The following is a 13,836-nucleotide window of genomic DNA, read 5'->3' as shown; positions in this document are numbered from 1 at the left end:
TTCGATATCAGGCATCAGACGTGATAGACGTCGAGCACCTGGCGGATGTAGTCGTTCTTCAGCACGATCTTCTTGTACGAGATCAGCAGCGCGTCGCCCACCTTGCGCAGCGTGACGAACATCGTGCCGAAGAAATGGTCGGTCACGCGGTAGCGATGATTGAGCGTGTGGAAGTTGTAGCGCACGTCCACTTCGTCGCCGCGTTCGGCCAGCACCTCGACGTTCGTCACGCTGTGGCTCGTGCGCGGCTCCGGCGTCGATGCGCCGCTGCGCTCGGTCTTGATGCGGAACACGCGATCCTCGAGGCCGCCGCGATCGGGGTAGTACATCAACGAGATCTGGCTTTCGTGATCGTCGGTCAGGCGATCGTCGTCGTCCCACGCGGGCATCCAGTACGTGACGTCGTCGGTGTAGCAGGTCAGCCACTCGTCCCACTGACGATCGTCGAGCAGGCGCGCCTCGCGGTACAGCGTCGCGCAGATGGTGTGGTAATCGAAGCTCATGACAGCGCCTCCTCGCGTTCCTGCTTCAGCGCGTCACGCATCACGCGCACCCAGTATTCGTGCTGGCACACGAACAGCCCTTCGTCTTCGCTGCGCTCGCCCGAGATCAGCGGCTTCAGCCCCATCTTCGTCGCGTTCTCGTCCGGCCCTTCGATCCAGAGCGGCGCGCCGCGCGACAGGTCGTTCCACAGCGACGTGATGCCCGCATAGCCGGCCTGGCATGCGCGAAACTCCTCGAGATCGTCCGCGGTGCCCATGCCCGACACGTTGAAGAAGTCCTCGTACTGGCGGATGCGCAGCGCGCGGTCTTCCGCGCTTTCGCCCTTCGGCGCGAAGCAGAAGATCGTCACTTCGGTCTTGTCGACGGCGAGCGGCCGCACGACGCGAATCTGCGTGCTGAACTGGTCCATCAGGAACACGTTCGGATACACGCACAGGTTGCGCGTCTGGTTCACGATGAAATCGGCGCGCACCTCGCCGACGCGCGCGCGGATCTCGTCGCGGTGCCGGTAGACGGGACGCACTTCCGGGTTCATCGTCTTCGTCCACAGCAGGATGTGGCCGTGGTCGAAGCCGTACACGCCGGCCACCGAGCGGCTCCAGCTGTTCGCGTCGACCGCCTTCGTGCCGTCTTCCTTGCGCCGGCCCATCGTCGCCGCGTAGTTCCAGTGAACGGTGCTGACGTGATAGCCGTCGCAGCCGTTCTCCATCTGCATCTTCCAGTTGCCCTCGTAGATGTAGGAGGAATTGCCGCGCAGCACTTCGAGGCCGTTGGGCGCCTGGTCGACGATCTGGTCGATGATCACGCGCGCTTCGCCGAGATAGTCTTCGAGCGGCAGCACGTCGGCATTCAGGCTGCCGAACAGGAAGCCGCGATAGTTCTCGAAGCGCGCGACCTTCTTCAGGTCGTGCGAGCCGTTCGTGTTGAACTGCACCGGATACTCGGTCGTCTTCTCGTCCTTCACCTTCAGCAGCTTGCCGCTGTTCGAGAACGTCCAGCCGTGGAACGGGCACGTGAAGCTGCCCTTGTTGCCATGCTTGCGGCGGCACAGCATCGCGCCCTTGTGCGCGCACGCGTTGATCACGGCATGCAGCTCGCCGTTCTTGTCGCGCGTGATCACGATCGGCTGGCGGCCGATCCATGTCGTGTAGTAATCGTTGTTGTTCGGGATCTGGCTTTCGTGCGCGAGATACACCCAGTTGCGCTCGAAGATGTGCTTCATCTCGAGCTCGAACAGCGCGTCGTTCGTGAAGATGTCGCGGCGGCAGCGGTACAGGCCGGCGGCCTTGTCGTCCTGTACGGCGGACGACAGCAGTTGGTCGAGTGCGTTCGCTTGGTCGAAATTGGCGGACATGGTGGTTCCTCCCATGCACGCGCCGGCGTGCATCGGTGTCGAAAGAGGGGTCGCGGGAGCCGCGCGGCGCAGCGCCGCCGCGGCGCCGGGGCGTTACGCGTCGGCGGACGCGCGCGGACGATGGACGACCTGGTTGTCGCGACCGTCGAGCAGCGGCGTCAGTACGATGTCGAACTCGATTTCCTTGTACGCATCGCTCTTCATGCCGAGCGCGGCGCCGCCGGTCTTGTCGACCACGTGCGGAATCAGTTCCTCGCGCGTCGCGTAAGCGAAGTCGTCCCAGATCAGCGGGTCGCCTTCGATGTTGAACTGCGTGGTCAGCTTGCGATGGCCGTCGCCGGACACGAAGAAGTGCACGTGCGCCGGGCGGTTGCCGTGGCGGCCGAGCCCGTTCAGCAGCTGCTGCGTCGCGCCTTGCGGCGGGCAGCCGTAACCGACCGGCATCAGCGTGCGGAATTCGTACTTGCCGTTGGCATCGGTGCGCACCGCGCCGCGCAGGTTGAACGCGGTCTGCGCGCCGGTCGGGTCGAAGTGCGAGTAGAAGCCCTTCGAATTCGCGTGCCAGCATTCGACGAGCGCACCGGCGAGCGGCTTGCCGTCGGTGCCCGTCACGGTGCCGCGGATCACAAGCGGGCCCGCGTCGGCGTCGTCGTCGAGATCGATCTTCGCGACGCCGTCGCGCACGGGCGCGCCTGCGACGTACAGCGGCCCTTCGATCGTGCGCGGCGTGCCGCCGTCGAGGCCGGCCGCGCGGTCGGCCGCATCCATCCGGATGTCCAGATACTTCTCGAGCCCGATGCCGGCCGCGAGCAGCGCCGCTTCGCCGTCCTGGCCGAGCTTGTTCAGATAGTTGACGCCGGCCCAGACTTCGTCGGGCGTGATGTCGAGATCGTCGATCGCCTTGAACAGGTCGCTCAGCAGACGATGCACGATCTGGCGAAAGCGCGCGTTGCCGGCGTCGCCGTTCAGGTTCGCGGCGGCCTTCAGCAGATCCTGCACTTCCTTCGTATCGAATACCTTGACGCTCATAATGGTGTCTCCACGTGTGTTTTAGGAAAAATCGACCGGCGCTCGCGCGGCATCGCGCGGCCGGCTCAGACGTCGTCTTCGCGAACCGACGACGGGTGGCGACACAACGGCGTCACCGAAATCTTCATGTACGGAAACAGCGGCAGCTGCGTCAGGATGTCGTGCAACTCGGCGTTGTCCGCGACGTCGAAAATGCTGTAGTTCGCGTATTCGCCGACCACGCGCCAGATATGGCGCCACTTGCCGCTGCGCTGCAGCGTCTGCGAATACGCCTTCTCGCGCGCCTTGATCTCGTCGGCCACGCCGGCCGGCATGTCGGCCGGCAGATTGACGTCCATGCGTACGTGGAAAAGCATCGTGATGATCCTGATACGTGTGTGGGGAATTCAGTTAGCGGACGACCTTCGTCAGCCCGTCGCGCGTAAAGCGCGCGACCTTCTCGTCGTCGAGCTCGATGCCGAGGCCCGGGCCGCTCGGCACGGTCAGCTCGAACTCGCTGTAGTCGAGCGGCGTCGCGAGAATCTCTTCGGTGATCAGCAGCGGCCCGAACAGCTCGGTGCCCCACTGCAGGTTCGCGAAGCTCGCGAACAGATGCGCGGACGCGACCGTGCTCACCGCGCCTTCGAGCATCGTGCCGCCGTACAGCTCGATGCCGGCCGCATCGGCGATCGTCGCGACGCGCTGCGCGGCGAACAGCCCGCCGCTCTGTTCGATCTTGATCGCGAAGACGTCGGCGCCGTGCTGCTTCGCGATGTCGAACGCGCTGTCCGGGCCCTGCAGGATTTCGTCGGCCATCAGCGCGACGGGGAAGCGGCGCATCAGCCGTGCGAGCGCGGCGGCCGATGCGACCGGCTGCTCGACCAGTTCGCAGCCGGCGTCCGCGAGCGCCGGCAGCGCGCGTGCGGCCTGCGTCTCGCTCCACGCCATGTTCACGTCGACGCGCACCGCCGCGCGATCGCCGAGCGCCTTCTTGATCGCGGCGACGTGGCGGATGTCGGCATCGAGCGCCTTCGCGCCGATCTTCAGCTTGAACACGTTGTGCCGGCGCACGTCGAGCATGTGCTCGGCCTCGTCGATGTCGCGCGCGGTGTCGCCGGATGCCAGCGTCCATGCGACCGGCAGGCGCTCGCGGCGGCGTCCGCCGAGCAGCTCGCTCACCGGCACGCCGAGACGCTTGCCGTGCGCGTCGAGCAGCGCCGTTTCGAGCGCGCTTTTCGCGAAATGGTTGATCTTCACGAGCTTGCCGACATACGCCATCAGCGCCTGGATGCGCGTCGCGTCGCGGCCGATCATCGCCGGCGCGAAGTACGTGTCGATCGCGAGCTTCATCGCTTCGGGGCTTTCCGGGCCGTAAGCCATCCCCGCGATCGTCGTGCCTTCGCCGATGCCCGTCACGCCGTCGCTGCAGAACACCTTCACCAGCATCAGCGTCTGGCCGTGCATGGTCGCGACCGACAGCTTGTGCGGACGGATCGTCGGCAGATCGACGAGCCGGGTTTCGATGCGTTCGATGGTGATCGGGGTCATGGGATACGTCGTGTATGTGGAGTGCTTGGAGCGATTTATACGTCTCGCCCAAATGCAGCGTCCAATACTTTTGGGCACCCCTATCCATACCTGTCAGGTATTCGATATTCGGCGCCGCATCGGAATGACCGTGTTTTCCATACCTCACAAGATTGGTCGGACGACCGGGGAGCCGCGTCGGAGCGAGGTTCGCGACAAGTCGGCAGGCGCGGCGGCGACGCGCCGGACGGCGCCGGTCCGATGGCTCGCAGCGGCAGGAAAAAACGCGCTCGACGATGCGCGATCAGGGTTTTCCTGAGGGGAAATCGCGGCACCGGCGCAGCCGGTCCGACGGCAATCGCATGGCTCGCGGAGTCGATGGCGCCGCCAGCGGCCTGAATCGAATCGGTGAAGGTGCAGCAGGAATGCGCGCGCATGCCGCTCGGCCGTCGCGGTGCGCGCGACGACGTCGCGCACGCGATCGCGTCGCTTGCGTCGCCGCAAGCGGCATGGAGGAGAGGACAGGGAGCGGCGGACGACGGCGGGCTCGATGCAGGGCAATCGCCGCGACGTCGCGGGACGCGCGTGCAGACCGGCGCCGCACGCGTGGCGCCCGGCGCGCGACACGCGGCGCATCACGCCACGGGCGCACGCGGACGCGCGAGGATCAGTGCTTGTCGTCGACCTTCTTCGGCTTCGGCGGCGACGGCACCTTCGCGTACTGGAATGCCGGCGTCGCCTTCAGCGCGTCCTTCGTCGCGCCCGGCAGATAGATGTTGCCGCTGCGCACGTCGAGCGACGCGATCGGCACCGCGACGTCGTGCGCGGCGACACCGAGGAAGCCGCCGGCCGAGACGATCGCCGCCGACACGGAGCCGTCGGGTGCGACGATCAGGTCGCGCACGGTGCCGACCTTCTGGTTCTGATCGTTGTAGACGGCTTTGCCGAGCACGCTTTTCTTCACGCTCCAGCCTTCCAGCAGCGCCTGCGATTGCTCGACGGTCACGCTGAGCGGCTGCGCGCCGGCGATCTGCGCGTGCGCGCTCACGCTCGATGCGAGGACGGCCACTGCGACGAGGGTCTTGTAGAACGCCATGCTTGTTTGCTCCGTTGATTGAGGAACGCTTCTGGCAGCAAAACCCGGACCGCGCCGGCCATCCGCGATACGGACCGCCGTCGCGACGCCGGGCTTCGCCGAGGGATCGGCGGCACGGCCGCGCCGCCGCGTGCAGGTATCGACCGGGCCGGCATCGCGGGCCGTCGATACGTCGCACGGCCCATGTTAGCGTCTGCGCGAAAGCGCTGCAGCGAGCACGATGTCGCAGTGCGCGTGCACCGTCACGCGTTGCGCGCGAACACGCGGCGATGACGCACGGCTTCGGCGAGCACGTCGAGCACCGGTTCGGTCTGCGCCCAGCTCAGGCATGCATCGGTGATCGATACGCCGTACTTCAACGGCACGCCGGGCTTCAGATCCTGACGGCCGGCTTCGAGATGGCTCTCGATCATCACGCCGACGATGCGGTGCTCGCCTTGCGACAGCTGGCGCGCGAGATCCTGCGCGACGTCGATCTGCCGCTCGTGCGACTTGTTCGAATTCGCATGCGAGCAGTCGACCATCACCTGCTCGCGCAGGCCCGCCGCGCGCAGCACGGCGCAGCTCGCGTCGACGTGCGCCGCGTCGTAGTTCGGGCCGTTCTTGCCGCCGCGCAAAATCACATGAGCGTCGTCGTTGCCGCGCGTCTCGAAGATCGCGGCCATGCCCATCTTCGTCATCCCCATGAACGCATGGCTCGCGCGCGCGGCGACGATCGCGTCCGACGCGACCTGCACGCCGCCGTCGGTGCCGTTCTTGAAGCCGATCGGGCAGCTGAGGCCCGACGCGAGCTGACGATGGCTCTGGCTCTCGGTCGTGCGTGCGCCGATCGCACCCCACGCGATCAGGTCTGCGATGTACTGCGGGCTCAGCAGATCGAGGAATTCGGTCGAGGCGGGCAGGCCGAGCGCGTTGATGTCGAGCAGCAATTGCCGCGCGGCGCGCAGCCCTTCGTTGATGCGGAAGCTGCCGTCGAGACGCGGATCGTTGATGTAGCCCTTCCAGCCGACCGTGGTGCGCGGCTTCTCGAAGTACACGCGCATCGTGATCAGCAGATCGTCCTTCAGCGCATCGGCGGCGGCCTTGAGGCGGCGCGCGTAGTCGAGCGCCTGGTCGTGATCGTGGATCGAGCACGGGCCGACGACGAGCAGCAACCGGTCGTCGCGGCCGTGCAGGATGTCGCCGATCGCCTTGCGCGTGTCTTCGACGAGCGTCTGCGTGGCCGCCGGCACCGGCAGTTCGTCGAGCAGCAGCGCCGGCGAAATCAGCGGACGCACGGCGCCGATACGGACGTCGTCGATGCGCGTCGTATCGAGCGTCGCGTCGGCGACGCCGACCTCGCGATCGTGCGTGGGATTGTCGAGCTTCTGCATGGGGATTCTCCGCGGGCGTCTGGATGGATCGGCAGGCTCGATTATGGCACCCGCGTCGGGCGTCAGTTCGCGTCGCCCGGCGCGTCGGCGTCGATCCCGAGTTCGGACGCCATGCGGCGCACCAGCGCGTTCAGCCGCGCGACTTCGTCCGCGAGACGCTTCTGCTCCGCCTTCAGCGCCTCGAACTCGGACGGCGCCACGGCCTCCGCGCCGCCGCCGTCCGCGCCCGCGAATTCGCCGACGTTGACGTCGCCGCACAGCAGATGCATCCAGCGGTTCTCGCGTGCGCCCGGCGCGCGCGGCAGCCGCACGACGAGCGGCGGCTCACGCGTCGCGAGTTCGTCGAGAAACGCCTCGACCGACGAGATGTCCGCGAAGCCGTGCAGCCGCGCGCTGTTCAGCCGCAGCTCGGCCGCCGTCTGCGGGCCGCGCAGCATCAGCACCGTCAGCAGCGCGATCGCCTGGCTCGGAATGCCGAGCACGCGGTTCAGGTTGTGTTCGAAACGCGGCACGCGGCTGCTGCTGCCCTCGAACACGAGGCTCAGATGCTTGAGCGCGTCGAGCGCCGTCGTCACTTCGTCGTCGGTCACGTTCATCACCGGCGCGCGCGCGGTCTTCTGGTTGCAGCCCGCGGTCAGCGCATTCAGCGACAGCGGATAGGTATCCGGCACCGTGTGTTGCTTCTCGACGAGCACGCCGAGAATGCGGGCCTCGAGGGGCGTGAGTTCGCGAAGGGCGCGTGGCGTGGGCGTGTCCGGCGTGGTGTTCATGAGTGGCGTCGCGGCAGCAGCAGAGAGGAATCGGTTCGGTGCGCGTCCGGCAGGCGGACGGGTGACGCATATGATAGCTCGCGGCGAAGCGCGCTCGCGCAGGCACGCGTGCCGCCGTTTGCGCGTCGCGCGGTGCGGCGCTACGATAGCCGTTCATCCGGATATCCACGACGCGACGCAGCCCCGCCCGGCGCGCGCCGCGTACCGTTTCGTTTTCGCGCGACGCCGCCGCGCGTGCGCGCTCCACGTTCTTCATCGTTCACCGACATGACTTCATCCGCCAGCGCACCGAACGTGCGCGCCATCGTCACCGGTCATACGCGCGGGCTCGGCGCCGCGCTCGCCACGCAATTGCTCGATCAGGGCATCGCCGTGCTCGGCGTGTCGCGCAGCCGTCATCCGTCGCTCGCGGCCGCGTCGCACGCGCCGTTCGCCGAGATCGAGCTCGATCTGTCGGACACGGCCGCCGTCGCCGCGTGGCTCGCCGGCGATACGCTGCGACGCTTCGTCGATGGCGCATCGCTCGTGCTGCTGTTCAACAATGCGGGGATCGTCGATCCGATCGGCCCGCTCGACGTGCAGGACGCGAATACGGTCGCACGCGCGGTCAACCTCAACGTCGCGGCGCCGCTGATGCTGTCGGCCGCGCTCGCGCAGGCCGTCTCGGCGCCGACGGAGTGCCGGATCGTGCACGTGTCGAGCGGCGCCGCACGCAATGCCTACGCGGGCTGGAGCGTCTATTGCGCGACCAAGGCCGCGCTCGATCACCATGCGCGCGCGGTCGCGCTCGACGCGAATCGTGCGCTGCGGATTGGCAGCGTCGCGCCGGGCGTCGTCGACACCGGCATGCAGGCGACGATCCGCGCAACCGGCGACGACCGCTTTCCGATGCGCGACAAGTTCGAGCAGTTGAAGGCGAGCGGCGCGCTGTCGACGCCCGAGGCGGCCGCGCGACAGCTGATCCGCTACGCGCTGAGCGACGCGTTCGGCGCGACGCCGACGGCCGACGTGCGCGAACTGCCGCCCGCCTGATCCGCTAGAATCCGTCGATCGCCTTTGCCCGAGAGTTTCCCGATGGTCATGAAGACCACCGCGCCGTTCCAGCAGATCAAGACGCTCGTTCGCCAGAAAACCGAAGCGGGCGAATGGCGGCCGGGCGACCGCATTCCGTCCGAACTCGATCTCGCCGCGCAGTTCGGCGTCGCGCGCATGACGGTCAACCGCGCGCTGCGCGAACTGACCGAGGAAGGCGTGCTGAAGCGGATCGCGGGCGTCGGCACGTTCGTCGCCGAATCGAAGCCGCAGTCGAACCTGCTGATGATCGCGCATATCCGCGACGAGATCCGCGCGCGCGGGCACGCGTACCGATGCCGCGTGCTGAGCCAGTCGCGCGAGCCGGCGTCGTTCGACGTCGCCGCGGCGTTCGGGCTGCCGGTCAATACGCCGGTGTTTCATGTGGTGTGCGTGCACGAGGAAAACGGCCGCCCGATCCAGCTCGAGGATCGCTACGTGAACCCCGCCGCCGCGCCCGCGTTCATCGATCAGGACTTCGGCCAGGAACCGCCGTCCGAGTATCTGTACAACAACGTGTCGCACGACGAGCTCGAGATCGAGCACGTCGTCGACGCGTCGCTGCCGACGGCCGAGCAGGCGCGGCTGCTCGACATGCGCGCGGACGAACCGTGCCTGACGCTCACGCGCCGCACATGGACGAAGGGGTTGCCCGTCACGTTCGTGCACTTCCTGCATCCGGGCAACCGCTATCGGCTCGGTTCGCGCTTCAAGCCCGGCGCGGGACGCCGCCAGACCTGAGCGCACGCGGCCGTGCGGGCGCCGCACGCATCGCGTTCGCGTTCGCGTTCAGATCGCGCTCGCCTGCCCCGCATCGCGCGACCATACGACCGGAAACAGCGGATGCACGAGCGGCGCGCCGTCCGGCAGTTCGTCGGCGAGACCGGGGAAGTCCGGCGACGTCTTCCAGCGACGCGGCGCGTGACGGATGTCGTCGCCGACGAAGCGGATCGAGAACGCGCGCCGCCGGTTGCGCGTGCCGCCCGACGCATGCAGCGTCAGCATCCGGAAGCAGACCATGTCACCGGGCTCCAGCGCCCAGCGGCGGATCGGGAACGCGGCGCGGTCGGCCTCGATGTCCGGCAAGTCCGCGAGGCTGCCTTCCGGAAACCATTTCGCTTCCTTGTCCATGAACGTGCGCGGCATCAGCCACGGCCCGCGATGCGAGCCCGCGACGAACTCGAGCGTCGACTCGAGCGGCACCGGATCGACGGGAATCCACATGCTGACGTTGTCGTCGCCTTCGATGTTGTAGTACGGCTGATCCTGATGCCACGGCGTGCGCTGTCGCGTGCCGGGCTCCTTCACGAGCAGATGGTCGTGATGCAGCCGCACGGTCGCGGTGCCCATCAGCGCGGCCGCGACCGACGGCGCCGGCGAACGCACGATGAACTGCCGATACGCGTCGTTGTGCTGCCAGTTGCAGAAATCCTCGAAGAACCAGCCCGGATCGTCGGGCCGGCTCGCGACCTTCGCGCGTGCGCTCGGATGCGCGAGGTTCTCGTCGATGCCGGCGCGCAGCGCGGCCACTTCGTCCGGCGAAAAAATGCCGCGGATGCATACCGCGCCCTCGGCGCGGAACGCTTCGATCAGGTCGGGCGTCACGGCTTGCGCGACACGCTCGGAGATGCTCGTCGTCATGGTCTGCCTGCAGTCGGTTGAATGCGCGCCGCTTACTGCTTCGCGCCGTAGATGTCGAAGTCGAAGTATTTCGCGGCGATCTTCTGGTAGGTGCCGTTCGCGCGGATCGCCGCGATCGCGTCGTTCAAACGCGCCTTGAGCGCCGCATCGCCCTTGCGCAGCCCCATCGCGACGCCGAAGCCCGTGATCCGCGAATCGGTGATGTCGTCGCCGGCAAACGCGAAGTGCTTGCCGCGCTCGGTCTTCAGAAACGAATAGCCGGCCTGCGTCTTGTCCTGGAACGTCGCGTCGAGGCGGCCGTTCACGAGATCCTGATACACCTGGTCCTGGTTCTGGTACGTGACGATCGTCACGCCCTTCGGCGCCCATTCGGCCTTCGCGTACATGTCCTGCGTCGTGCCCTGGATGATCCCGACGCGCTTGCCCGCGAGCGACGCGGCCGTCGACTGCAGCTTCGAGCCGGCCGGCGCGACGAGCGCGGCCGGCGACGCGTAGAGCTTGTTCGAGAAGTCGATCTGCTTCAGCCGTTCTTCGGTTGCCGTCATCGCCGACATGATCACGTCGAACTTGCGCGCGCGCAGCGCCGGAATCATCCCGTCGAAGTTTTGCTCGACCCATACGCATTTCGCATGCAGCTGCGCGCAGATCGCGTCGCGCAGGTCGATGTCGAAGCCGGTCAACGAGCCGTCCGGCTGTTTCGCCTCGAACGGCGGATACGTCGGGTCGATGCCCCAGCGGATCGTCGACGTGTCCTGCGCGAACGACACGAGCGGCGCGCAGGCGAGTGCGGTGGCGAGAAGCTTGGCAATCCGGTTCATGGCAGATCCTCTGGGTCTCGACGCGGCGCGCGGGCGCGCGACGTCCGGTGGATACGCCGCGCCGGATACGAATACCGGCGCGGTGTGATGCGCGAAACACGGCATTTCGATGACGTGCGATGCAGTCTAGACCGCTGATTTTCCGTGCGCAAGACAGGAGCGACGCGCTTGCACGCGGCTGTGTGCGACGAGTGATCGGTCGCACGCAGGAAGCCGGATGGATGCGCGTTGTTGGTCGGAAATTCGGCGGTACTTGCACGCAGTTTCCATGTTTACCCTGTCCGCTGTTCGACAGTCCCGTCGTCGGTTTTTTTCTGGCTGCCGGTTCGCGACGGATGTCTATACCGCCCATGGTCAATCATGCCCGCTCCGGCGAAACCGCGATTGCCCGGCGTGGCGCCGCATGTTAAAAGTCGTCCTCCGCATTCGGAAACGCAATGCTCGCCCCACCAGAAGTGCAGAAATGAATAGACCTTTGTTCGACCTCGACCTGCTTCGCGCGCTCGTGATGGTCGCCGATTGCGGCAGCTTTACGGCCGCGTCCGCGCGGCTGCACTCGACGCAGTCGACGGTGAGCCAGAAGGTGCGGCGGCTCGAGGAAATCGCGGGGCATCGTCTGCTCGATCGCGGCACGCGCGACGTGCGGCCGACCGATGCGGGCGTGACCGTGCTGAGCTATGCGCGGCGCATGCTCGCGCTGAACGACGAGATGCTCGAAGTACTGGCCGGCGCGACGGTGGCGCTCACCATCCGGCTCGGCGTGCCGGACGATTTCGCGGCGGGCCGCACGACGCACGCGCTCGCCGCGTTCAAGCGCGCCCATCCGCAAGTGAAACTCGAAGTGACGTGCGGGCTGAGCCGCGACGTCAGCGCCGCGTACGATCACGGCGAACTCGATCTCGTGCTGATCAAGCAGCGGCGCGACAGCCGCGAAGCGGTCGCGCGCTGGCCCGAGAAACTGCGCTGGATCGACAGCGCGAAGCATCCGTCGATCGATCTCGACCCGCTGCCGATCGTCGCGTTTCCGCCGCGCGGGCTCTATCGCGACGACATGATCCAGGCGATCGAGGCGCGTGGCCGCCGCTGGCGCATCGCGTTCACGACGTCGAGCCTGAGCGGCATCCAGGCGGCCGTCGCCGATGGGCTCGGGATAAGCGTGCTGCCCGCGCGCGCGGTGACGGCCGAGCATGTCGTGCTGACCGCGACGCAAGGCTTCGCGCCGATCGAGAACATGGACGTCGCGATCCTGCATCGGCCGACCGCCGATCCGATGGTGCGCGAGCTGACGAAGGCGCTCGCAGACATGCTCGAACACGAGCAGTAAGCTGCGCGCGGCATGCGCGGCATGCGCGGCGGTATGCGGCCACACACGTGCCGCCGCGCACCGCCGTGCGCCGGTCAGACCAGCGCGCCGTTTCGCGCGACGATCTTCCCCGACGACACGACGAGCCGCCGCACCGGCCGTGCGACCACGGCCTCCGCGAGCGTCATTGCATCGACGAGCACGACGTCGGCGCGCGCGCCGGGCTGCAGCCCGTAAGCGTCGAAGCCGCAGCCGCGCGCGGCGCCGTGCGTCACGCATTCGAGCGCGACTTCGAGCGCATCGTCGCGGCGGAAGTCGTTGCGCATCGCGATCAGCATCGCGCGCTCGAGCATGTCGGGCGATCCGTACGGCGTCCACGTGTCGCGCACGCCGTCGTTGCCGCCGATGACGGTCACGCCGGCCGCGCGGCACGCGAGGACCGACGGCACCGGCACCGCGGCCGGCGCGGTCGTGACGACAGCGACGCCGAGCTCGGCCATCCGCACAAGCAGCGCATCGCGCTCGCGTTCCGCGAGGTCGCCGAGACAGAACGCGTGGCTGATCGTCACCTTGTGCTGCATGCCGAGCGCGGCCGTGCGCTGCAGGATCAGGTCGAGCGAATACGCGCCCATCGAGCCGCGCTCGTGCAGATGAAGGTCGAGCCCGCGGCCGTGGCGCTCCGCGATCCCGAACAGCACGTCGACCGCTTTTACCGGGTCGCCTTCGATCGCGCACGGATCGAGGCCGCCGAGCAGATCGGCGCCGGCCGCGAGCGCGTCGGCGAGCAGCGCGTCGGTGCCCGGCCGCTTCAGCACGCCCGACTGCGGAAACGCGACGATCTGGATCTCCACCTGGCCGCGCAACGTCTCGCGCGTGTCGAGCACGCGATGCAGATGACGCAGCCCCGCATCGGTATCGACGTCGACGTGCGTGCGGATCCGCGTCGTGCCGGCCGCGAGGAACGCGCGCGCGAGCGCGAGCGATGCCGCGCCGGCATCGTGACCGCTCGTCGCGCGATAGTGCCGCTCGTTCTCGATGCGATCGACGAGGCGCGGGCCGACCGCGTTGCGATACCACGGCATGCCCCAGTGCGTCTTGTCGAGATGCGTGTGGCCTTCGACGAGGCCCGGCAGCGCGATCGCACCGGCGCCCTCCTCGATCGCGCAGCCGGGCGGCACATCGAGCGACGGGCCCGTGCGCGCGATGCGGTCGCCTTCGATGAGGATGTCGAGCGCGTCGTCGGCGCCCGTGCGGACATTGCGGATCAGCAAGGCGGTCATGTCGATCTCGTGCGGTCGGTGTGGAGGCGGGCGCCGTGTGAACGGCTGCAGTGCAAGCTGACGGCGCGCGATGCGCGCGCGGTCGGCATCA

14 protein-coding genes are annotated in these 13,836 nt (G+C 67.6%); 3 read left to right on the top strand and 11 right to left on the bottom strand.

Annotated features, from left to right (window positions below; translation table 11 throughout):
- Window positions 1–14: 14 nt before the first annotated feature.
- The 8 genes from benB to ACSHSS_RS13245 form a co-directional block, all read right to left on the bottom strand.
- On the bottom strand, window positions 15–503 hold the full coding sequence (gene benB, locus ACSHSS_RS13280) for a benzoate 1,2-dioxygenase small subunit (protein ID WP_006397461.1): 489 nt from the start codon (window positions 501–503) through the stop codon (window positions 15–17).
- Entirely contained in the window at window positions 500–1,858 is a 1,359-nt protein-coding gene (locus ACSHSS_RS13275; RefSeq protein WP_006397462.1) for a Rieske 2Fe-2S domain-containing protein, read from the bottom strand. Before ACSHSS_RS13275 ends, benB begins: the two co-directional genes overlap by 4 nt.
- Window positions 1,859–1,951: 93 nt before the next feature.
- On the bottom strand, window positions 1,952–2,887 hold the full coding sequence (gene catA / locus ACSHSS_RS13270) for a catechol 1,2-dioxygenase (protein WP_012216239.1): 936 nt from the start codon (window positions 2,885–2,887) through the stop codon (window positions 1,952–1,954).
- Window positions 2,888–2,952: 65 nt separating this feature from the next.
- Window positions 2,953–3,243, bottom strand: coding sequence for a muconolactone Delta-isomerase (gene catC / locus ACSHSS_RS13265; protein ID WP_006407850.1), 291 nt, complete (start codon window positions 3,241–3,243; stop codon window positions 2,953–2,955).
- Between the two features lie 34 nt (window positions 3,244–3,277).
- Window positions 3,278–4,414: a muconate/chloromuconate family cycloisomerase gene (locus ACSHSS_RS13260; RefSeq protein WP_445545065.1), complete on the bottom strand. Its 1,137-nt coding sequence runs from the start codon at window positions 4,412–4,414 to the stop codon at window positions 3,278–3,280.
- Window positions 4,415–5,060: 646 nt separating this feature from the next.
- Window positions 5,061–5,489, bottom strand: a complete 429-nt coding sequence (locus ACSHSS_RS13255) for a PRC-barrel domain-containing protein (RefSeq protein WP_006397467.1) — start codon at window positions 5,487–5,489, stop codon at window positions 5,061–5,063.
- Window positions 5,490–5,731: 242 nt separating this feature from the next.
- Complete coding sequence (locus ACSHSS_RS13250; protein WP_006415916.1) at window positions 5,732–6,862, bottom strand: 3-deoxy-7-phosphoheptulonate synthase; 1,131 nt, start codon at window positions 6,860–6,862, stop codon at window positions 5,732–5,734.
- Between the two features lie 62 nt (window positions 6,863–6,924).
- Window positions 6,925–7,632, bottom strand: coding sequence for a YceH family protein (locus ACSHSS_RS13245; RefSeq protein WP_006397469.1), 708 nt, complete (start codon window positions 7,630–7,632; stop codon window positions 6,925–6,927).
- A 267-nt stretch (window positions 7,633–7,899) separates the two neighbouring features.
- Between ACSHSS_RS13245 and ACSHSS_RS13240 the strand changes: the two genes are divergently transcribed.
- Together ACSHSS_RS13240 and hutC are read left to right on the top strand one after the other, a co-directional pair.
- On the top strand, window positions 7,900–8,664 hold the full coding sequence (locus ACSHSS_RS13240; protein WP_261532465.1) for an SDR family oxidoreductase: 765 nt from the start codon (window positions 7,900–7,902) through the stop codon (window positions 8,662–8,664).
- A gap of 42 nt (window positions 8,665–8,706) precedes the next feature.
- On the top strand, window positions 8,707–9,444 hold the full coding sequence (gene hutC / locus ACSHSS_RS13235) for a histidine utilization repressor (protein WP_059841081.1): 738 nt from the start codon (window positions 8,707–8,709) through the stop codon (window positions 9,442–9,444).
- A gap of 48 nt (window positions 9,445–9,492) precedes the next feature.
- On the opposite strand, the gene ACSHSS_RS13230 is transcribed toward hutC, so the two are convergent.
- The gene (locus ACSHSS_RS13230) at window positions 9,493–10,344 is read right to left on the bottom strand and encodes a phytanoyl-CoA dioxygenase family protein (protein WP_006397472.1); all 852 of its coding nucleotides are present in this window, start codon (window positions 10,342–10,344) and stop codon (window positions 9,493–9,495) included.
- 32 nt (window positions 10,345–10,376) lie between these two features.
- On the bottom strand, window positions 10,377–11,162 hold the full coding sequence (locus ACSHSS_RS13225; protein ID WP_006397473.1) for an ABC transporter substrate-binding protein: 786 nt from the start codon (window positions 11,160–11,162) through the stop codon (window positions 10,377–10,379).
- Between the two features lie 463 nt (window positions 11,163–11,625).
- Between ACSHSS_RS13225 and ACSHSS_RS13220 the strand changes: the two genes are divergently transcribed.
- Window positions 11,626–12,486, top strand: a complete 861-nt coding sequence (locus ACSHSS_RS13220; RefSeq protein ID WP_261532466.1) for a LysR family transcriptional regulator — start codon at window positions 11,626–11,628, stop codon at window positions 12,484–12,486.
- Between the two features lie 74 nt (window positions 12,487–12,560).
- On the opposite strand, the gene ACSHSS_RS13215 is transcribed toward ACSHSS_RS13220, so the two are convergent.
- The gene (locus ACSHSS_RS13215; protein ID WP_261532467.1) at window positions 12,561–13,745 is read right to left on the bottom strand and encodes an amidohydrolase family protein; all 1,185 of its coding nucleotides are present in this window, start codon (window positions 13,743–13,745) and stop codon (window positions 12,561–12,563) included.
- Window positions 13,746–13,836 lie beyond the last annotated feature (91 nt).

Source organism: Burkholderia sp. BC1 (assembly GCF_052683555.1).
This window is presented reverse-complemented; position numbering and strand designations above follow the sequence as displayed.